At 71.6% G+C, this 19,942-nt stretch carries 16 protein-coding genes and 1 pseudogene; 14 read left to right on the forward strand and 3 right to left on the reverse strand.

Annotation, left to right across the window (positions count from 1 at the left end; genetic code table 11):
- Positions 1-134 (forward strand): annotated as a pseudogene (locus ACIBFB_RS26945) (ATP-dependent Clp protease ATP-binding subunit ClpX); the annotation flags it as partial.
- 46 nt (positions 135-180) lie between these two features.
- Here the strand turns inward: ACIBFB_RS26945 and ACIBFB_RS26950 are convergent.
- Entirely contained in the window at positions 181-870 is a 690-nt protein-coding gene (locus tag ACIBFB_RS26950) for an alpha/beta fold hydrolase (RefSeq protein ID WP_397234923.1), read from the reverse strand.
- 124 nt (positions 871-994) lie between these two features.
- Positions 995-1,699 (reverse strand): DUF305 domain-containing protein, encoded by a 705-nt coding sequence (locus ACIBFB_RS26955; protein WP_397234925.1) that lies wholly within the window; start codon positions 1,697-1,699, stop codon positions 995-997.
- Between the two features lie 292 nt (positions 1,700-1,991).
- Here ACIBFB_RS26955 and ACIBFB_RS26960 point away from each other — a divergent pair, with 292 nt between their 5' ends.
- The 3 genes from ACIBFB_RS26960 to ACIBFB_RS26970 all read left to right on the forward strand — a co-directional run bounded on the left by ACIBFB_RS26960 (position 1,992) and on the right by ACIBFB_RS26970 (position 6,485).
- Complete coding sequence (locus ACIBFB_RS26960; protein WP_397234927.1) at positions 1,992-3,374, forward strand: LVIVD repeat-containing protein; 1,383 nt, start codon at positions 1,992-1,994, stop codon at positions 3,372-3,374.
- Positions 3,375-3,508: 134 nt separating this feature from the next.
- Entirely contained in the window at positions 3,509-4,921 is a 1,413-nt protein-coding gene (locus tag ACIBFB_RS26965) for an LVIVD repeat-containing protein (RefSeq protein WP_397234929.1), read from the forward strand.
- A gap of 139 nt (positions 4,922-5,060) precedes the next feature.
- Entirely contained in the window at positions 5,061-6,485 is a 1,425-nt protein-coding gene (locus tag ACIBFB_RS26970) for an LVIVD repeat-containing protein (RefSeq protein WP_397234931.1), read from the forward strand.
- Positions 6,486-6,576: 91 nt separating this feature from the next.
- On the opposite strand, the gene ACIBFB_RS26975 is transcribed toward ACIBFB_RS26970, so the two are convergent.
- Entirely contained in the window at positions 6,577-7,830 is a 1,254-nt protein-coding gene (locus ACIBFB_RS26975; protein ID WP_397234933.1) for a hypothetical protein, read from the reverse strand.
- Between the two features lie 111 nt (positions 7,831-7,941).
- On the opposite strand from ACIBFB_RS26975, the gene ACIBFB_RS26980 reads away from it, so the two are divergent.
- The 10 genes from ACIBFB_RS26980 (at position 7,942) to ACIBFB_RS27025 (ending at position 19,913) form a co-directional block, all read left to right on the forward strand.
- Positions 7,942-9,294 carry a bifunctional folylpolyglutamate synthase/dihydrofolate synthase gene (locus ACIBFB_RS26980; RefSeq protein WP_397234935.1) on the forward strand — a complete coding sequence of 451 codons (1,353 nt, stop codon included), beginning with the start codon at positions 7,942-7,944 and terminating at the stop codon, positions 9,292-9,294.
- Positions 9,295-9,324: 30 nt separating this feature from the next.
- Entirely contained in the window at positions 9,325-9,753 is a 429-nt protein-coding gene (locus tag ACIBFB_RS26985) for a DUF4233 domain-containing protein (RefSeq protein WP_397234937.1), read from the forward strand.
- Between the two features lie 167 nt (positions 9,754-9,920).
- Complete coding sequence (gene ndk / locus ACIBFB_RS26990; RefSeq protein ID WP_397234939.1) at positions 9,921-10,328, forward strand: nucleoside-diphosphate kinase; 408 nt, start codon at positions 9,921-9,923, stop codon at positions 10,326-10,328.
- A 367-nt stretch (positions 10,329-10,695) separates the two neighbouring features.
- The gene (locus ACIBFB_RS26995; protein ID WP_397234941.1) at positions 10,696-11,730 is read left to right on the forward strand and encodes a rod shape-determining protein; all 1,035 of its coding nucleotides are present in this window, start codon (positions 10,696-10,698) and stop codon (positions 11,728-11,730) included.
- Between the two features lies 1 nt (position 11,731).
- A complete protein-coding gene (mreC, locus tag ACIBFB_RS27000) occupies positions 11,732-12,631 on the forward strand; it encodes a rod shape-determining protein MreC (RefSeq protein ID WP_397234943.1) in 900 nt (299 codons plus the stop codon).
- On the forward strand, positions 12,628-13,188 hold the full coding sequence (gene mreD / locus ACIBFB_RS27005) for a rod shape-determining protein MreD (protein ID WP_397234945.1): 561 nt from the start codon (positions 12,628-12,630) through the stop codon (positions 13,186-13,188). Before mreC ends, mreD begins: the two co-directional genes overlap by 4 nt.
- Positions 13,189-13,192: 4 nt before the next feature.
- Positions 13,193-15,376: a penicillin-binding protein 2 gene (gene mrdA, locus ACIBFB_RS27010; protein WP_397234947.1), complete on the forward strand. Its 2,184-nt coding sequence runs from the start codon at positions 13,193-13,195 to the stop codon at positions 15,374-15,376.
- 3 nt (positions 15,377-15,379) lie between these two features.
- Positions 15,380-16,555, forward strand: a complete 1,176-nt coding sequence (rodA, locus tag ACIBFB_RS27015; protein WP_397234949.1) for a rod shape-determining protein RodA — start codon at positions 15,380-15,382, stop codon at positions 16,553-16,555.
- A 60-nt stretch (positions 16,556-16,615) separates the two neighbouring features.
- Positions 16,616-18,556 carry a TIGR03960 family B12-binding radical SAM protein gene (locus tag ACIBFB_RS27020; RefSeq protein WP_397234951.1) on the forward strand — a complete coding sequence of 647 codons (1,941 nt, stop codon included), beginning with the start codon at positions 16,616-16,618 and terminating at the stop codon, positions 18,554-18,556.
- 496 nt (positions 18,557-19,052) lie between these two features.
- Complete coding sequence (locus ACIBFB_RS27025; RefSeq protein WP_397234953.1) at positions 19,053-19,913, forward strand: TIGR03936 family radical SAM-associated protein; 861 nt, start codon at positions 19,053-19,055, stop codon at positions 19,911-19,913.
- Positions 19,914-19,942: the final 29 nt, after the last annotated feature.

The following is a 19,942-nucleotide window of genomic DNA, read 5'->3' on the forward strand; positions in this document are numbered from 1 at the left end:
TGATGTACGAGGTGCCTTCGCGTGAGGATGTGGGTCAGGTGATCATCACGCGGGAGACGGTGATCGACAACGTCAACCCCACCATCGTGCCGCGGACCCAGCTCGACGAGGGCCCCGAGGAGAAGTCGGCCTGAGCCGGTCTGAGCCGGTCCCCGTCGCCGGAACGGGGACCGTCGTGCGTCACAGGGTCGAGGCGGCGTCGACGATCACGTCCGCCACCTCCTGGGGGTGGGACGCGAACACGGCGTGGCTCGCGCCGGGCACCGTGGTCGTCCTCGCCCCGGCGCGCTCGGCCATCCACGCCTCCGCGGCCGGGTGGATCATGCGGTCGTTGCCCGCGACCACGTACCAGCTGGGGTGCTCCCGCCACCCGGGAGGGCCGCCGGCGAACTCGAACCTCGCCGCGTCGGCGGGTCCCTGCGTCCGCGCGTGGATCCGCGCCATGTCGGGGTCGATGTCCGGGGCGAAGTACGTCGGGTACTCGTCCGTGGCGACGGTGAAGTAGCCCCACCGGTCGAAGACGAACACGCGCTCCGGCGGTGTCGGCTCCGGGTAGCGCGTGTTGATGACGTCCACGACCGACTCGCCCTGTTCGAGCGCGAAGGCGGCGACGTAGACCAGCGCGCCCACCCTGGCGTTGTGGTGGGCGGCCTGTGTGATGACCAGGCCGCCGAACGAGTGCCCCACGACCACGACCGGACCGCCCAACCTGTCGATCGCCCGCCGCACCACCGCCTCGTCGTCGGGAACCGACGTCAGCGGCAGCTGCGCGGCGACGGGGTTGTGCCCCCGGCGGAGCAGGATCCGGATGACCTCGTTCCACCCCGAACCGTCCGCCGCGGCTCCGTGCACCAACAGGATGTCCGCCATCGAGTGCTCCCTCCGACCGGTCGGGCCGACGGTCGGCCCCGGACGGGACTACCCGAATGTCACTCTCGGTAATGTCACTGGTGTCCCAAGGCTGGGTGGGCCCGGGACGCGGCCGCCGGGCGACTCACTCGTCCTCGAGGATCTGCTCCATCCGCGCGATGTCGGCGCTCTGCTCGGCGATGACGTCGTTGGCCATCCGCGTCACGGTGCGGTCGTGCCCGTCGGCGAGCACCTCCTCGGCCATGGTGATCGCGCCCTCGTGGTGCGTGGTCATCAGCTCGACGAAGAGCCGGTCGAACTCGTCCCCCTCGGCCGCCTCCAGATCCGCCATCTCCTCCTCGGAGGCCATTCCCGGCATGTCGTCGTGGTCGACGTCGAGGTCGCACCCGGGCAGCTCCTCGTCGTCGCCGTGGTGGGAGCCGTCGCCCTCCAGGCCGCAGAAGTTCCGGTAGGCGGGGTTCTCCCGGGCGGGCCCCAGGACGTTCTCCTCCAGCCAGCTCTCCATGGCCGTGATCTCGGGCCCCTGGGCCGCGCCGATGCGGTCGGCGATGCTGTCGATCCCCTCGCGTCGGTGCCGGTCCGGCACGAGGTCGGCCATCTCCAGGGCCTGCCGGTGGTGCTCGATCATGAGCACGAGGTAGTTGACGTCGGCCGCGTTGTGGCCCTGTTCCTCGGCCAGCGCGGCGATCTGCTCGGACGTGGCGGGCGAGGACGACTCACCGGGGGCGCCGGGCGCGATGACGTTGGCCGTCTGCTGGCCGTCGTCGGTGCAGGCCGAGACCGCGAGCAGGGTGAGCGCGGTTCCTGCCGCGAGTGCCAGGCGACGCACGAATGTCCTCCAGTCGGGGTCTGCGGATGGGGGTCCGCGGTGCGGTGCCGGCGCGACACCTAGCCGGTTTTCTACTCAGTGCATGGGTGCTTTGTCCAGCCCCGGGGGCGTGTCGTGGTCGCGCCGCGCGATCGCGGGTCCTCCCGAGGGGCGGCTCCGTTCCAGGTCGCGGGGTTCCGGCGCCGAGGTCGAATGTCCGATCTCGGCGTTTCGTCTGGAGTGCGTTGACATGGGGGAGTAGAACATTAGGTAGTTGATTGACTGCTTTGCGTGATGGCTGGGGGTGTCCGCGATGACTGCGTGCGTGCGACGGGACGGGGTCGGTCCGGCGGCGCGGTGGGGCGCCCTCACCGCGGGGGTCGCGGTGGTCGTGGCGGTGGCCGCGCCCGGTGCGTACGCCGTCGACACCCCGGTCACGGGCGGCGGCGTGGAGCTCCTGGCCAACGTGCCCAAGCCCGCCGGGCTCGCGCACTCGACGGCCTACAACTCCGACCTGGCCTTCACCGGTGACTACGCCATCGGCGGCAACTACGACGGCTTCGTCGTCTACGACATCGCCGATCCGGCGGCGCCCGAGATCGTCGCCGAGGTCCTGTGCCCCGGCGGCCAGGGCGACGTCAGCGTCAACGGCGACCTGCTGTACCTGTCCGTGGACTACCCCCGGGCCGACGAGGAGTGCGGCTCGCCGCCGGTCTCGCCCGCCGAGCCGGGCGGGTTCGAGGGCATCCGGATCTTCGACATCTCGGACAAGACCGAGCCCCAGTACCTCGCCGCCGTGCGCACCGACTGCGGTTCGCACACCCACACGCTGGTCCCGGGCAAGGACGGCGAACGCGACTACGTCTACGTGTCCTCCTACTCGCCCTCGGAGGAGTTCCCGAACTGCCAGCCCCCGCACGACAAGATCGCGATCATCGAGGTGCCGCACGACGCGCCGGAGGAGGCGCAGATCGTCGGCGAGCCCGCGTTCTTCCCCGACGGCGGGTTGGAGAACACCACCGGGTGCCACGACATCACCGCCTACCCCGAGCGCGGGATCGCCGCCGCGGCCTGCCTCGGAGACGGCCTGCTGCTCGACATCTCCGACCCCGTGCGGCCGGTGGTGATCGACCGGGTGCGCGACGAGAACTTCGCGTTCTGGCACTCGGCCACCTTCACCAACGACGCGGCGAACGTGGTCTTCGTCGACGAGCTGGGCGGCGGCTCGGCGGCGGTGTGCGACGAGCAGACCGGACCCGAGCGGGGGGCGGACGCGGTCTACTCCCTGGAGGGCGAGGGGGACGCGCTCAGCCTCAAGTTCCGGAGCTACTACAAACTGCCGCGCCACCAGTCCGAAACGGAGAACTGTGTGGCGCACAACGGGTCGCTGATCCCCGTTCCCGGCGCCGACTTCTTCGTGCAGTCGTGGTACCAGGGGGGCGTGTCGGTCATCGACCTGACCGACCCCGACCACCCCGTGGAGATCGGCTTCCTCGACCGGGGGCCCTGGGACCCGAACACCCTGCGCACGGCGGGTTCCTGGTCGGCCTACTACTACAACGGCCACGTGTACTCGTCCGGGATCCAGCGCGGTCTGGACGTGCTCCGGCTGACCGATCCGCGCCTCACGCCCGCCGAGGACGTCACGTTGGTCGAGTTCAACCCGCAGACCCAGCCGTACCTTCCGGGCGGCTAGGCACGGTGTGTAGACGGATCGGGTCAGGGCGACATCGTGTTAACGATGATGTTTCCCTCGTCTCCCCCTATACATTCCGACCTTTAACTGTGTACGTTCTTCGTGTTTCGCTCTAATCGGAACCGGGAGTACATATGGCGTCACCCCCACGCCCCCGCGGCCTCTTCGGCGGGAGGGGCTTCGCCGGTCTCGCCCTCGCCGGAGCGGCGGCCCTCGTCACCGGACTGATCGGTCCGTCCACCGCGCTGGCGCAGGAAGCCTTCACCAGCGACGCCGAGACCAGTGACAACGTCACCCACGTGGCGAACGTCCCCAAGACCGAGTCCATGGACGCGTTCAACTCGGACCTGGCCTTCACCGGCGACTACGCCATCGGCGGCAACTACAACGGCTTCGTCATCTACGACATCTCCACGCCCGAGAGCCCGGAGATCGTCTCCGAGGTCCTGTGCCCCGGCGGCCAGGGTGACGTGAGCGTCAGCGGCGACCTGCTGTACTTCTCCGTCGACTACGCGCGCGAGAACGAGGACTGCGGCGCCCCCGCCTCCTCCAGCCGGGACCCGAACGGCTTCGAGGGCATCCGGATCTTCGACATCTCGGACAAGGCCGACCCGCAGTACGTGACCGCGGTGCGCACCGACTGCGGTTCGCACACCAACACGCTGGTCCCGGGCAAGGACGGCGAGCACGAGTACGTCTACGTGTCCTCGTACTCCCCCTCCAGTTCCTTCCCGAACTGCCAGCCCCCGCACGACAAGATCTCCGTGATCGAGGTGCCGCTGGACGACCCGGCCGCGGCCGAGGTCATCGACACCCCCGTGCTCTTCCCGGACGGCGGCTACACCGGCACCTCCGGCTGCCACGACATCACCGCCTACCCGGAGAACGACATCGCCGCGGGCGCGTGCATGGGTGACGGCATCCTCATGGACATCTCCGACCCCGCCGCCCCGGTGGTCACCGACGTCGTCCGCGACGACAACTTCGCGTTCTGGCACTCGGCGACCTTCACCAACCGCGGCGGGACCGTGATGTTCACCGACGAGCTCGGCGGGGGCGGCGGCCCCACCTGCAACGAGCAGGTCGGCTCCGAGCGCGGCGCCAACGCCATCTACACGATCGGCGGCACCGACGAGGCCCCCGAGATGTCCTTCGAGGGGTACTACAAGCTCCCCCGCCACCAGAGCGACACCGAGAACTGCGTGGCGCACAACGGCTCCCTGATCCCGACCCCGGGCCGCGACTTCTTCGTCCAGGCCTGGTACCAGGGCGGTGTCTCGGTGATCGACTTCAACGACCCCACCGACGCCACCGAGATCGCCTACTTCGACCGTGACCCGATCGACGAGGACTCCCTCGTCCTGGGCGGCTCCTGGTCGGCGTACTACTACAACGGCTACGTCTACTCCTCCGACATCACCCGGGGCCTCGACGTCATCCGGCTCGACGACCCGAGGTTCCGCGTGGCCGAGCGCGTCCACATGGACGAGTTCAACCCGCAGTCCCAGCCCAGCTACCGGCCGGGTCGCGGCAACGGCCGCCGCTGACCCGGGAGAACTCCCGGCGACTCCTCCTGGGGAGTCAGGGCAACGGGAGAGGGGCCGCGGCCGTCACGGCCGCGGCCCCGCCGTCCGTCCACACCACCCCCGTAGACACCAGACGCCCCCGAGCGCACGAGGAGACCCCATGCGCGCACGCACCCCCGCCCGCCGCGGCCTGAGGCGGTCCGCCGTCCTGGCCCTGACGGCGGCCGCCTCGCTCGTCGCCGGGCTGCTCGCCCCGGCGACGGCCCTCGCCGACACGCCGCCCTCCGACAGCATCACCAGCGACAACGTCACCCACGTCACCAACGTGCCCAAGCCGGAGGCGGTCCGCAGCGTCAACTCGGACCTGGCCTTCACCGGTGACTACGCCATCGGCGGCAACTACGACGGCTTCGTCGTCTACGACATCTCCGAGCCGGAGTCCCCGCAGGTGGTCTCCGAGGTCCTGTGCCCCGGCGGCCAGGGCGACGTGAGCGTCAGCGGCGACCTGCTGTACTTCTCCGTCGACTACCCCCGGGCCAGTGACGAGTGCGGCGCCCCCGCCACGCCCACCACCGACCCGGACGGATTCGAGGGCATCCGCGTCTTCGACATCTCCGACAAGGCCAACCCCCAGTACGTGGCGGCCGTGCGCACCGACTGCGGTTCGCACACCAACACCCTCGTGCCGAGCGAGGACGGTGAGAGCGACATCGTCTACGTGTCCTCCTACTCGCCCTCCTCCGCCTTCCCGAACTGCCAGACGCCGCACGACAAGATCACCGTCATCGAGGTGCCGCACGACGCGCCCGAGGAGGCGGCGATCGTCAACGAGCCGGTGCTCTTCCCCGACGGCGGCAACCACGACCAGGACGGCCTGCTGCTGCCGACCCAGGGCTGCCACGACATCACCGTCTACCCGGCCAGGGACCTGGCGGCGGGGGCCTGCATGGGCGACGGCATCCTCATGGACATCTCCGACCCGGTCAACCCGGTCGTCACCGAGCGGGTCACCGACGAGAACTTCGCGTTCTGGCACTCGGCGACCTTCACCAACAGCGGTGACACGGTGATGTTCACCGACGAGCTCGGCGGCGGCGGCGCCCCCACCTGCACCCCGGAGATCGGCGGCGAACGCGGCGCGGACGCCATCTACACGATCGAGCGCGACGGGGACGGGCCCGCCCTGGAGTTCGCCAGCTACTTCAAGATCGAGCGCCACCAGGGCGACGAGCAGACGTGCGTGGCGCACAACGGTTCGCTGATCCCGGTCCCGGGCCGCGACTACTTCGTGCAGTCCTGGTACCAGGGCGGCGTCTCGGTGATCGACTTCAACGACCCGCGCGACCCGCGTGAGATCGGCTACTTCGACATGGACTCCCGTGTCGAGGAGGGCGTCCAGGACAACGACACCTGGTCGACGTACTACTACAACGGCTACGTGTACTCGTCCGACATCGTGCGCGGGATCGACGTCCTGCGGCTGGAGGACCCGAGGCTGCGCGCGGCCGAGCGGGTCGAGATGGAGGAGTTCAACCCGCAGTCCCAGCCGGTGTACCGGCCGGGCAGGGGCAACGGCGGGCGGTAGTCCCCGCGCCGCCCGCCCCGGCGAAGCGGAGGCCCGGCGAAACGGTGGGGCTGGGACCGCGGTCCCAGCCCCACCGTCCGTTCCCGGGGCGTCAGCCGAGCGGACCGAACAGCCGGTCGGTGGGCGCGTCCACGGCCTCCAGGACGCGGCCGGTGAAGTAGACCGTGCCCATCGCCAGGAGCCGTCCCCCCAGCGCCGCGATCGTGGCGGGGGACAGGTCCTCGGCCTTCACCGTCCTCCAGTGCGGCGGCGGGACGTGCTCGAACCGCAGGTGGGCCTCGGGCAGCACGACCGCCGTCACCGGGACGTCCCCGAGCGCGGCGACCGCGCCGGACACGTCCTTGTGGTCGGGCAGGCAGAGCAGGACGTGGTCGACACCGCCCCACAGTCCGCGGACGTGCGCCAGCGCCGCCGCCACACCGTCGCGGTTGATCGCCGAGTCCACCACGATCTCCGCGTCGGACCCGGGCACCGCGTGCCGGGACAACCGGGCGGGCAGCCGCACCGTGCCCAGCACCGCGTGCAGCCGCTCGGGCGAGGGGTGGGGCCGCCCGAGCACGTCCAGCATGCGCAGGGCCGCCGCGGTTCCCAGAACCCCGGAGGCCGCCGACAGCCCGGCGGGGCGCAGCTCCGCCGGCGGCTCCGCGCCCTCCGTGTCCGGGTCCACGGTCTCGGCCGCGACCCGGCCGCCCGTGGCCTCGGCCAGGGCGGCCGCCACCGCCTCGGTCACCTCGCCGGTCTGCGGCAGAGTGACCAGGGCACGCGTGCGGTCCCCCGCGACCCGGGCCTTCTCGCGCGCGATCTCGGGGATGGTGTCGCCCAGCACGCCCAGGTGCTCGCCGAACACCTTGCCCAGGGCCACCACGTCCGGACCGATCACGCGCAGCTCGTCGCGGTGGCCGCCCGCGCCCGCCTCCAGGACGCACACGTCCGCGCCGACCTCGCGCGCCCGCAGCAGAGCGGCGACGAGGAACAGCCCGCTCGGCGCCAGGTGGCCTCCGGTCTCCTCCACCGGCGGCAGCCGCACCCGCGCGGCCTCGATCCGCTCGCCCAGGGCGTCCAACTCGGCGTCCGTCAGCGACACCCCGTCCACCCGGACCCGCTCGCGGTAGGACCGGAAGCTCGGCCCGGTGGCCAGTACGGTGCGCAGACCGGCGGCGGACAGCGCGGCCGCGGCGTACGTGGCGGTGCTGCCCTTGCCCTTGGAACCCACCACTCCGAGCACCGGCACGGACGCCGGATCCAGGTCCAGGGCCTCCATGAGCAACCGCGCGCGCCGACGGCTGCGGATCTGTCCGGGGCGTTTGCGCGCCCACTCGGTGAAGAAGGGGTCAAGGGTGTCCATGGTCTCAGTATGCGTCGCGCCGAGCGCGTTAGCAGACCGTCAACGCGGGCATGACACGCACCTCTGGGCGCGTACACTGACCGGCGTGTACATCCCGACCACCGAGACGCCGTGAACGGCGCGAGCGCCGATGAGCGCTATGCCGAGGTGACCGCCGAGATCATGTCCCGCACGCCCGAGTCCGAGATCGACCCTCGGCTCGACCGGGTCCGCACCCTGCTGGACCTGCTGGGCGAGCCGCAGCGCGGATTCCGGGTCGTCCACGTGACCGGCACCAACGGCAAGACGTCCACCGCCCGCATGATCGACGCGCTGCTGCGCGCGCGGGGCCTGCGCGTGGGCCGCTACACCAGCCCCCACCTGCGCACGGTCCGCGAACGCATCGTCGTCGACGGGGAGCCCGTCTCCCAGGAGCGGTTCGTCGAGGCCTTCGACGACATCCAGCCGTACGTGGAGATGGCGGACGCGGCGAACGACGCGCCGCTGTCGTTCTTCGAGCTGCTCACGGCGATGGCCTACGCGGTCTTCGCCGACACCCCCGTGGACGTGGCCGTGGTGGAGGTCGGCATGGGCGGCCGGTGGGACGCCACCAACGTCGTCGACGCCGACGTCGCCGTCGTGACGCCGATCGGGATCGACCACACCGAGTACCTGCCCGACACGCTGGAGGGCATCGCGGAGGAGAAGGCGGGTATCATCAAGCCCGGCTCCGTCGCGGTCCTGGCCCAACAGCCGCTCGCCGCCGCCGAGGTCCTCGTCCGCCACGCCGCCGAGGTCGGCGCCCGCGTGGCCCGCGAGGGCCTGGAGTTCGGCGTCACCGCCCGCGACGTGGCGGTCGGTGGACAACAGGTCGCCGTCAAGGGACTGACCGGCGGCTACGCACAACTCTTCCTGCCTCTCTTCGGCGCTCACCAGGCCGGCAACGCCGCCGTCGCCATCGCCGCCGTGGAGGCCTTCGCCGCCACCGGCGACGACGCCGGTGGTCTCGACCCCGCGATCGTCGCCGAGGCCCTGTCCGGGGTCGACTCCCCGGGCCGGATGGAGGTCGTGCGCACCAGCCCGACCGTCATCGCCGACGCCGCACACAACCCGGCCGGGATGACCGCGACCGCCGCCGCGGTCGAGGAGGCCTTCACCTTCTCCCGGCTGGTCGGCGTGGTCGCGATCATGGCCGACAAGGACGTGGAGGGGATTCTCGAACCCCTTGAACCACTGCTCGACGAAATCGTCGTCACCCGCAACTCCTCGCCGCGTTCCCTCGAACCGGCGCGGCTGTCCGCTCTCGCACAGGAGATCTTCGGAGAGGACCGCGTACGCGAGGCTCCCCGACTCGATGACGCCATCGACCTGGCCGTCGGCCTGGCCGAGGAGGGCACCGAGTTCGGCGGAGCCGGAGTCCTGGTCACCGGGTCGGTCGTCACCGCCGGTGACGCCGTCCACCTGTTGCGGGGCGCGGGGGAGTAGCGGCGGACGACACCACGAAGGGAATCCGCCGTGCGCGTAGTCTGCGCTGTCGTCCTCGCTTTCGAGGTCATCATTCTGGGACTGGCCATCCCCATCGCCATCAACGTGGAGGGCATCGACGCCGGTCTGGCCGCCGGTGTCTGGGGAGGGTTGGCCGTGGCCGCCCTCGTGCTCAGCGCCCTCCAGAAGTTCACCTGGGCCCACTACGCGGCCTGGGCGCTCCAGGCGGTCATGCTGGCCACCTCGTTCGTGGTGTCGGGGATGCTGCTGATCTCCGTCGTGTTCGCCTCCCTGTGGGTGGTCGGTGTGATCATGGGCCACCGGGTGGACGGAGTGCGCGCCGCCCACGCCGCGCGGGCCGCCGCGGAGGAGGCCGCGGAGGCCGAGGCCGCCGCGGTGGCCGCCCAGGAAGCGTCCGGAGCCGCCGTGGGCACCGCGCCGGAGTCCCCGACGCGGTAGTGTGGCGCAGGTCCGGGCCTGTGGCCGGTCCCTCGTCGGGGCCTGTCCCCGATCGCGGCCGTGCCTCCCGTGACACCCACCCACCCCGTTCTCCGCGTGCGGCGCAGGCCGTGGGCGTCGTCGCCCGCCCGCGCCACGCGGACATCCAGTGAGGAGTTGTACCGCCCGTGGAGCGCACTCTCGTTCTCATCAAGCCGGACGGCGTCCGCCGCAACATCGTCGGCGAGGTCATCGCGCGCATCGAGCGCAAGGGCCTGAAGCTGGTCGCCATGGAGCTGCGCACGCTGGACGTCCCGACCGCGAAGACGCACTACGAGGAGCACTCCGAGCGTCCGTTCTTCGACTCGCTGGTCGAGTTCATCACCGGCGGCCCGCTCGTGGCCATGGTGGTCGAGGGCGAGCGCGCCGTGGAGGCGTTCCGGGCCCTGGCCGGCGCCACCGACCCCGTCGCCGCCACTCCCGGCACCATCCGCGGCGACTTCGCGCTGGAGGTGCAGGCCAACATCGTGCACGGTTCGGACTCCACCTACTCCGCGGACCGCGAGATCAAGCTGTTCTTCCCCGACCTGGGCTGAGCCCGGTCCCACCGAGCGCCCGGCCCGCGGACACCCGCGGGCCGGGCGCTCGGCGCGTTCGGGGCCGGTGCGGCCAATCCCCGGCGAGGAGGGGGCCGCGCCGATAGGCTCGACGGGTGGCGCGGCCCACCGGCACCGGATCGAGGGCCCTCGGGGGCCTCCGGCCAGCGGAGGGGCGGTGCTCGGGAACCCTTGCGCAGCCGGGCGTGTCGGGATTCGTCCAGGGGCCGGGCAACAATTCGGTGTGTTTGCGTAACGTCGTAAGTGCGGTCCGTTACGATACGGGGGCTGGATACCTATCGTGCCGGAACGACTACCTATGGTCGCGCCGGTCAACCGCGTCCGACACGGCGCCTGAGGACGTTACATGCCGAACAATCTTGCTTTTCTCGGCCGGGACATGGCCGTCGACCTGGGAACGGCCAACACGCTCGTGTACGTACGCGGGCGCGGCATCGTGCTGAACGAGCCGTCGGTCGTCGCCGTCAACACCTCCACCGGCAGGATCGTGGCGGTCGGCATCGAGGCCAAGCAGATGATCGGCCGGACGCCGACCAACATCACGGCGATCCGCCCGCTCAAGGACGGCGTCATCGCCGACTTCGAGATCACCGAGCGCATGCTGCGCTACTTCATCCAGAAGATCCACCGGCGCCGCCACTTCGCCAAGCCCCGCATCATCGTGGCCGTTCCCAGCGGCATCACCTCCGTCGAGCACCGCGCGGTCAAGGAGGCCGGGTACCAGGCGGGCGCCCGCAAGGTCTACATCATCGAGGAGCCGATGGCCGCCGCGATCGGCGCCGGTCTCCCCGTCCACGAGCCCACCGGCAACATGGTCGTGGACATCGGCGGAGGCACGACCGAGGTCGCGGTCATCTCCATGGGCGGCATCGTCACCTCCCAGTCCATCCGCGTGGGCGGCGACGAGCTCGACCAGGCCATCATGACCTTCGTCAAGAAGGAGTACTCCCTGATGATCGGGGAGCGCACCGCCGAGGAACTCAAGATGGCGATCGGCTCGGCCTACCCCACCGGGGCCGAGGAGCTCCAGGCCGAGGTGCGCGGGCGCGACCTCATCAGCGGTCTGCCCAAGACCATCGTCCTGTCCGAGACCGACGTCCGCCAGGCCATCGAGGAGCCGGTCACCGCGATCATCGACGCGGTCCGCACCAGCCTGGACAAGTGCCCGCCCGAGCTGTCCGGCGACATCATGGACCGGGGCGTGGCCGTCACCGGGGGCGGCGCCCTGCTGCGCGGCCTGGACGACCGCCTCCTGCACGAGACCGGCATGCCCATCCACATCGCCGACAACGCGCTCGACACCGTGGCGATCGGCTCGGGCACCTGCGTGGAGAACTACGAGCGGCTGCACCAGGTCCTGGTCCCCGAACGGCGGCGCTGACATGTTCCGTGACTCACCCCGGTCCCGGCTCGTCCTGGCCGTCCTCCTCGTGGCGGCCGTCGCCCTCCTCGTTCTGGACTCCCGGCCCGGCGGCGACCCCGTCACCTCCGCGGGACGGGCCGCGGGAGAGTACGTCTTCGCCCCCGCCGCCAGCGGGGTGGGCTGGGCCGCCGCGCCCGCCGTGTCCTTCTACGACGGCCTGCGCGCGGCCCCGCGCGCCGCCGAGCGCATCGCCGTCCTGGAGGCGGAGAACGCCGAGCTCCAGGAACGGCTGGTCGCCGCCCGCAACGACGACGAGCGCGCCGCCCAGCTCGCCGAGCTGCTGCACCTGTCCGGGCTCGGCGGCTACGAGATCGTCCCGGCCCAGGCCGTCACCCGTGTCACCGCGCGCGGCTTCGCCCGCACGGTCACCCTCGACGTGGGCGCCGAGTCCGGCATCCGCCCCGACATGACCGTGGTCAACGGGCACGGTCTGGTGGGACGCGTCGTCGAGGTCGGACCGGCCACGTCCACGGTCGTCCTCGCCACCGACGTCGCCTCCGCCGTCGGCGCGCGCCTGGAGGCCACCCGCAAGATCGGCGTCGTCCGGGGCGGCACCGTCCCGGGCGGTCCCGACGCCGAACTGACCCTGGAGCTGTTCGACATGGAGGCGCCGGTCGAGGCCGGAGACCGCGTGCTCACGCTCGGCTCCCACGACGGCGCCCCCTTCGTGCCGGGGGTCCCCGTCGGCACCGTCGAGGAGGTCCAGTCCTCTCCGGGCGCGCTGAGCCGTCTCGCCCGCATCGCCCCCGCCGTCGACTTCGCCGCGCTCGACGTCGTGGGGGTGGTGGTCGCGGGACCCGCCGAGGACCCGCGCGACTCCGTCCTTCCGCCCCGACCCGAACCCGAGGGAGACCGATGAGGTCCGCAGCGACCCTGCTCATCGTGGCCGTCGCGGTGCTCGTCCAGGCCACCGCCGTCAACCGGATCCCGTTCGACTGGGGCCCGGGGCCCGACCTCGTGGTCGCCGCCCTGGTGGCGGTGGCCCTGACCGCCAGCCCCGCGGTGTCGGCGTTCACGGGCTTCACGGCCGGGCTGGCGATGGACCTGCTGCCGCCCGCCGAACACGCGGTGGGACGGTACGCGCTCGTGCTGTGCGCGGCCGCCTACCTGGTGGCCCTGCTGCGCGCCAACACCGGCTCGCCGGGGGCGGTGGGCGCGCCGCCGTCGGCTTGGACGGGGATCGTCGTCACCGCGGTCACCTCACTCGGCGTGGGCCTGGGCTACGCGGCCGTCGGCCTGCTGATGGGCGACCCGCGCGTGTCCCCGGGCGCGGTGGTGACCGCGGTCGGCGTCGGCACGCTCCTGACGACGCTCGTGTCCCCGCTGGTCACGGTTCCCCTGCTGTGGATCCGCAACGCGTTCACGGAGAACGAGTTCGCCACCGTCCAGGGGCCGATGGGCCCGGGAGGGTGGTGATCGCGTGCGCAGGCCACCCGTGGACCCCTCCGTCCCCGGCCGCAAGCTCGGAACGGCGGGCCTGGTCCTCGCCCAGGTCCTGGTGATCGCGCTGTTCGCCCTGCTGGGCGTGCGGATGTGGTACCTCCAGGTGCCGATGGGGGACCACTACCGCGAGCTCGCGGTCTCCAACCACCACCAGCGCCTCGTCGTCCCCGCCACCCGGGGCCAGATCCTCGACGCCCGGGGTCGCCCCCTGGTGACCAACCGGACCGAGCTGGTCGTCTCGGCCGACTACCACGAGCTCATGGGCATGGACGACGGCGGCGAGGCGGTCCTGACCGACCTGTCCGGGGTGCTCGGCGTCCCCCTGACGGACCTCCAGCAGCGGATGCGGCTGTGCGGGCCCGAGGTCCGGCGTCCCTGCTGGCCGGGGTCGCCCTACCAGCCGGTGACCCTCGCCGAGGACGTCGAGGCGCGGATCGCCCTGCACATCATGGAGCGCGCGGACGAGTTCCCGGGGATCACCGCCCAGGCGCACGCGATCCGCGAGTACCCGAACGGTGAGCTGGCCGGGCAGGTGCTCGGCTACCTCCAGCCGGTCACCCAGGAGGAGCTGGAGGCCCGCGAGGAGCTGCGGACGCAGTTCACGGGGATCGACCACGTGGGGCGCGACGGCCTGGAGAAGGTCTACGACTCCGAGCTTCGGGGCACCGCGGGACTGCGGACCCTGGGCGTGAACAACCACGGCGAGGTCATGGAGGTGATCTCCGACCGCCGGCCCGAAGCCGGGATGCACCTGGTCACCCACATGGACCTGGAGGTCCAGCGGATCGCCGAGGCGGCTCTGGCCCGCGGCATGGCGGCCGCGCGGCCCCGCTACAAGGCGGACTCGGGCGCCGCCGTCGTCCTGGACGTGCGCACCGGCGGCGTGATCGCGATGGCCAGTGTGCCCACCTACGACCCCAGCGTCTGGCAGGGCGGCATCGACCAGGAGACCTTCGACGAGATGCTCAGCGAGGAGGCGGGCGAGCCGCTGCTGTCCCGCGCCCTCCAGGGCCAGTACCCGCCGGGGTCGACGTTCAAGGTGTCGTCGCTGTCGGCCGCCGCGGAGAGCGGGTACTCGCTGCGCAGCACCTACGCCTGCCCCGGATCGATCAACGTCGGGGGCCAGAACTTCGCCAACTACGCGGGGCAGGGCCACGGGTCGATCACGATGCACCGGGCGATCGTGGTGTCCTGCAACACCGTCTTCTACAACTTCGGCTACCAGATGTGGCTCACCGACGGCGGCCTGCACCCGGAGGGCGAGCCGGACGAGGCCATGGCGAACATGGCGCGCGGCTACGGTTTCGGGTCGCCGACCGGGATCGACCTGCCCTACGAGACGAGCGGGCGCATCCCCGACCGCGCGTGGAAGCGCTCGTTCTGGGAGGCCAACCGGGAGACCAACTGCCACCGCGCCGAGCACGGCTACCCCGACGTGGCCGAGACCAACCCCTCGCACGCCGCCTACCTCAGGCGGCTCGCCCACGAGCACTGCGTGGAGGGCTTCGAGTGGCGCGCGGGCGAGGCGGTCAACTTCGCCATCGGCCAGGGGGACGTGCTGGTCAGCCCCCTGCAACTGGCCAACGCCTACGCCGCGATCGCCAACGGGGGCACGCTGTACGAGCCGCGCGTGGGCAAGGCGTTCGTCTCCGCCGACGGTTCGGTGGTGGAGGAGATCGAGCCCGTCGTCGCCGGCCGCCTGCCCGTGAGCGACGAGACCCTGAGCTACCTCCAGGCCGCGCTCACCGAGGTGCCCAAGGCGGGTACGGCGAGCGGGGCCTTCGGCGACTTCCCGCAGGACCGGGTGTCGATCGCGGGCAAGACCGGCAGCGCCGACGTGGTGGGCCGCCAGGTCTCCTCGTGGTTCGCCTCCTACGCCCCCGCCGACGACCCGCAGTTCGCCATCGCCGTGCTGGTCTCCCAGGGCGGCACCGGCGGCGCCACGGCCGCGCCGATCGCGCGGGAGATCTACGAGGGCATCTACGGCTTCTCCGGCGAGGACGCCGAGGCCGAGGAGGGCGAGGAGCGCGAGGACGCCGAGGGGGAGGACGGCGAGGAGGACGACGAGGTCCGCACGGAACCGGCCCTGCCCGGCGGCAGGCCCTGGTCGGGCCTGCCCGCGGTCCGCCCCGACGGTTCCATCGACATGCTGGATCGGTAGGTCATGAGCACTCACGTGGGCGTTCCGGGACCGACGTCCCGGGCCCGGATCGGTCTGGCCGCCGCGGGGGCCGCGCGCCGCCTGGACTGGACGCTGGTCGGCTCCGCGCTGGCGCTGTGCGCGATCGGCACCATGCTGGTGTGGTCGGCGACCCTGCCCGGCGACGGGAGCGGACCGATGGAGGCGACCGGGCACGTGCGCCGCCACCTGGCCCACCTCGCGGTCGCGTGGGCGCTGTGCCTGGCGGTGGCCTCGGTCGACTTCCGGACCGTGCGCGCCTACGCGCACCTGGTCTACGGCGCGACGGTGATCGGCCTGATCCTGGTGCTCACGCCCATGGGGGCGGTGATCAACGGGTCGCGCGGATGGATCGTGCTGGGCGGTTTCCAGTTCCAGCCCAGTGAGCTGGCCAAGGTCGGCCTGGCACTCGTGCTGGCCACGCTGCTCGGGGAGCCCCGCGACGGCGAGACCAAACCCATGACCCGGGACGTGCTGTACGGCCTGCTCGTGCTGTCGCTGCCGCTCACCCTGGTGCTGTTGCAACCGGACCTGGGGACCACGCTGGTGCTCGGCGCCATCTTCCTGGGGGTGCTCACGATGTCGGGCGCCCCGATCGCGTGGGTGGCGGGCATGCTCGCGTGCGGGGTGGCGGCGGGCGTCGCGGTGTGGTGGTTCGACCTGCTGGAGCCCTACCAGCTGGACCGGCTGGCCACGCTGATGGATCCGTCGGCGGACCCGCAGGGCGCGGGCTACAACTCCGCCCAGGCGCTGATCGCGGTGGGGTCGGGCGGGTTCGTCGGAACCGGCCTGTTCCAGGGCGAGCAGACGCACGGGCGGTTCGTGCCCGAACAGCACACCGACTTCATCTTCACGGTGGCGGGGGAGGAGCTCGGGTTCGTGGGGGCCGGGGCGATGGTCGTCCTGTTCACCGTGGTCTTCTGGCGGATCCTGCGCATCGCCCAGGGGTGCGACCAGCCCTACCCGCGCCTGCTGTGCGTGGGGGTGGCCACGTGGTTCGCCTTCCAGAGCTTCATCAACATCGGGATGGGGCTGGGGATCATGCCGGTGACCGGACTGCCGCTGCCGTTCGTCTCCTACGGCGGCACCGCGATCGTCGCCAACCTCCTGGCGCTCGGCCTGGTCCTGGGCGTCAGCTCGCGGGACCGCGGGTTCGAGTAACCACCGCACGGTCTCGGTAACCTGGGGAAACCGCACGTCAACCACGAAGGCCTCACCACCATGTCCGTCGAAAGCGTCTTCCCGCGGCTCGAACCCCTGCTCGCGAGGGTGGGCAAGCCCATCCAGTACGTCGGGGGCGAGCTCAACTCCGTCGTCGGCGAGTGGGACGGGGCGTCGGTGCGCTGGGCGCTGATGTACCCGGACGCCTACGAGGTCGGGGTGCCCAACCAGGGCGTGCAGATCCTCTACGAGATCCTCAACGAGCGCGAGGGGGTGCTCGCCGAGCGCGCCTACGCGGTCTGGCCGGACCTGGAGGCGCTGATGCGGGAACACGGCGTCCCGCACTTCACCGTCGACACGCACCGGCCGTTGGCGGCGTTCGACGTGCTGGGCGTCAGCTTCGCCAGCGAGATGGGGTACACCAACCTGCTCACGGCGCTGGACCTCGCGGGCATCCCCCTGCGTTCGGCCGACCGGAGCGGTGGGCATCCGATCGTGCTCGCCGGAGGGCACTCGGCGTTCAACCCCGAACCGATCGCGGATTTCCTGGACGCGGTCGTGCTGGGCGACGGCGAGGAGGTCTCCCTGGCGATCACGGAGATCGTCCGGGAGTTCAAGGAGGAGGGCGGGCCCGGGGGACGCGACGCGCTGCTGCTGCGGCTGGCCGCGACCGGCGGGGTCTACGTGCCGCGCTTCTTCGACGTCGCCTACCACGACGACGGGAGGATCGCCGCGTACACGCCCAACCGACCCGGCGTTCCGGGCACGGTCCAGAAGCACACCGTGTCGGACCTGGACCGGTGGCCCTATCCGAAGAAGCCGATCGTGCCGACCGCCGAGTCCGTGCACGAGCGCTACAGCGTGGAGATCTTCCGCGGCTGCACCCGGGGCTGCCGGTTCTGCCAGGCGGGGATGATCACCCGGCCGGTGCGCGAACGCAGCAGGGAGACCATCGGCGCGATGGTCGACGAGGGGGTCAGGGCGACCGGGTTCCAGGAGGTGGGCCTGCTGTCGCTGTCGAGCGCCGACCACAGCCAGATCGGCGAGATCGCCAAGGGGCTGGCCGACCGCTACGAGGGCACCCACACGGGGCTGTCGCTGCCGTCGACGCGTGTGGACGCGTTCAACATCGACCTGGCGGACGAGCTGACCCGCAACGGGCGCCGGTCGGGGCTGACCTTCGCACCCGAGGGCGGCAGCGAGCGGATGCGCCGGGTGATCAACAAGATGGTCACCGAGGAGGACCTCATCCGCACGGTGACCGCGGCCTACGCGGCCGGGTGGCGGCAGGTGAAGCTGTACTTCATGTGCGGGCTGCCCACCGAGGAGGACGAGGACGTCCTGGCCATCGCCGACCTGGCCGCCGAGGTGATCCGTACGGGACGCGAGGTGACCGGGCGCGGGGACGTCCGGTGCACGGTCTCCATCGGCGGCTTCGTGCCCAAGCCGCAGACACCGTTCCAATGGGCGGCGCAGACGCCGCACGGGGTGGTGGACGCCCGGTTGCGGAAGCTCCGCGACCGGCTGCGCGGCGACCGCCGGTACGGGAAGGCCGTCGGGCTGCGCTACCACGAGGGGCGCCCGTCGATCATCGAGGGACTGCTCTCGCGCGGCGACCGCCGGGTGGGGCGGGTCGTGGAGGAGGCCTGGCGCGCGGGAGGCCGGTTCGACGGCTGGAGCGAGCACTTCTCCTACGACCGCTGGGCCAGGGCCGCGCAGACCGCGCTGGCGGACACACCGGTCGACCTGGACTGGTACACCACGCGCGAGCGCCGTGAGGACGAGGTGCTGCCCTGGGACCACCTCGACGCGGGCCTGGACCGGACGTGGCTGTGGCAGGACTGGCAGGACTCGCTGCACGGCGAGGAGTCGGTCGAGGTCGACGACTGCCGGTGGAACCCCTGCTACGACTGCGGCGTGTGCCCGAGCATGGGGACCGAGATCCAGATCAACGCCCCGGCCGACGGGCGGCCGCTGCTTCCGCTGTCCGTGAAGGAGTGACAGCAGGGGTCACCCTGGCCACAAGGGGTGACTATCCAGTAGGATTCGCGCTCCGGGCGCTCGACCCTGTGGGGAGCCGCCCGGGAAGGTGGGAAGTACGGCCCGGCGCCCCGCTCGCGCCGGGCCGTACGTGTAATAGGACTCGCGGGGTGCGCGGGGGGTTGCCATCGGATCCGGATTTTCTCCGGATTTTTTTCGGCGGCCCCCGTGTTCTCGTGGTGAATGCCGGTTCGCACTCCGCCCGGCGGCCTCGGGGACTTTTCGACCGCAGGTCAGCGGGGGAGGTACCGGTATGCGTAGTCCTGTTGGCGCATGTGCACCACGGCGCACCGTACGCTGAACAGGACTGAGGAACTGCCCCTTCAGGTCGCACGCCGACCCCACCGGGGGCACGAGGAAAGGAGTTGAGCTGCCCCCCGCATCCGAGGGCACCACCTCACCCTCCACCACCAGGCCCGGTCAACGGCTCCGCGTCCGCTACGCCAAGCGGGGCCGGATGAGGTTCGCCAGTCACCGCGACGTCGCCAGGGCGCTGGAGCGCGCCCTGCGCAGAGCGGACGTGCCGGTCGCGTTCTCCGAGGGCTTCTCACCGCACCCGAAGGTCTCCTACACCGGCGCGGCCCCCACGGGGGTCGCCAGCGACGCGGAGTACCTCGAACTCACCCTGGCGGAGGAGCGCGACCCCGAGCGGGTCAGAGCCGTCATCGACGCGGCCATGCCCCAGGGCGTGGACGTGGTCGAGGTCGTCGAGGCCCGAGGCCCCGGCTTCGCCGACCGGCTCCAGGCCTCCGCGTGGCGGGTGGAACTGCCGGGCGTCGATCACGACGAGGCCGCCGCGGCGGCCCGCGCCTTCCTGGCCGCCGACAGTGTCGAGGTGGAACGGATGACGAAGAAGGGCCGACGCCGGTTCGACGCACGACCGGCCGTGGTTCGACTCGACGTGGCGGGCGGGCCCGACGGGCGCGCCCCAGGGGAACAACACGCGACATATGCCATACTTCGAATGGTCGTTCGGCACACGACACCTGCCGTGCGACCAGACGACGTGCTGACCGGCCTGCGACTCGTGGCCGACCTCGCGCCGCCGTCATCACCGTTGATGACCCGGCTGGCGCAGGGGCCACTGGACGAGAAGACAGGTGCGATCGCGGACCCGCTCACCGCGGACCGGCCCTACGCCCACACCACCGTGGGCACCGGACTCGCGGACGACCACCTGGAGCGGAGCGAGAACGCACCACGGCCGTCGGCGCCCGAGAGCGGCCCCAGGGTGGGGTCCATGGGCGCGAACACAGGACTTTGCCCCGGCGACACCCCGGTGCCGCCGGCGCTGACACAGCGACGACAGTTCTCGTGAGCCGCGCCGCCGACCGAGAGGTCGCGGCG

It is taken from the genome of Nocardiopsis sp. NPDC050513, from assembly GCF_044457925.1.
GTDB lineage: Bacteria > Actinomycetota > Actinomycetes > Streptosporangiales > Streptosporangiaceae > Nocardiopsis.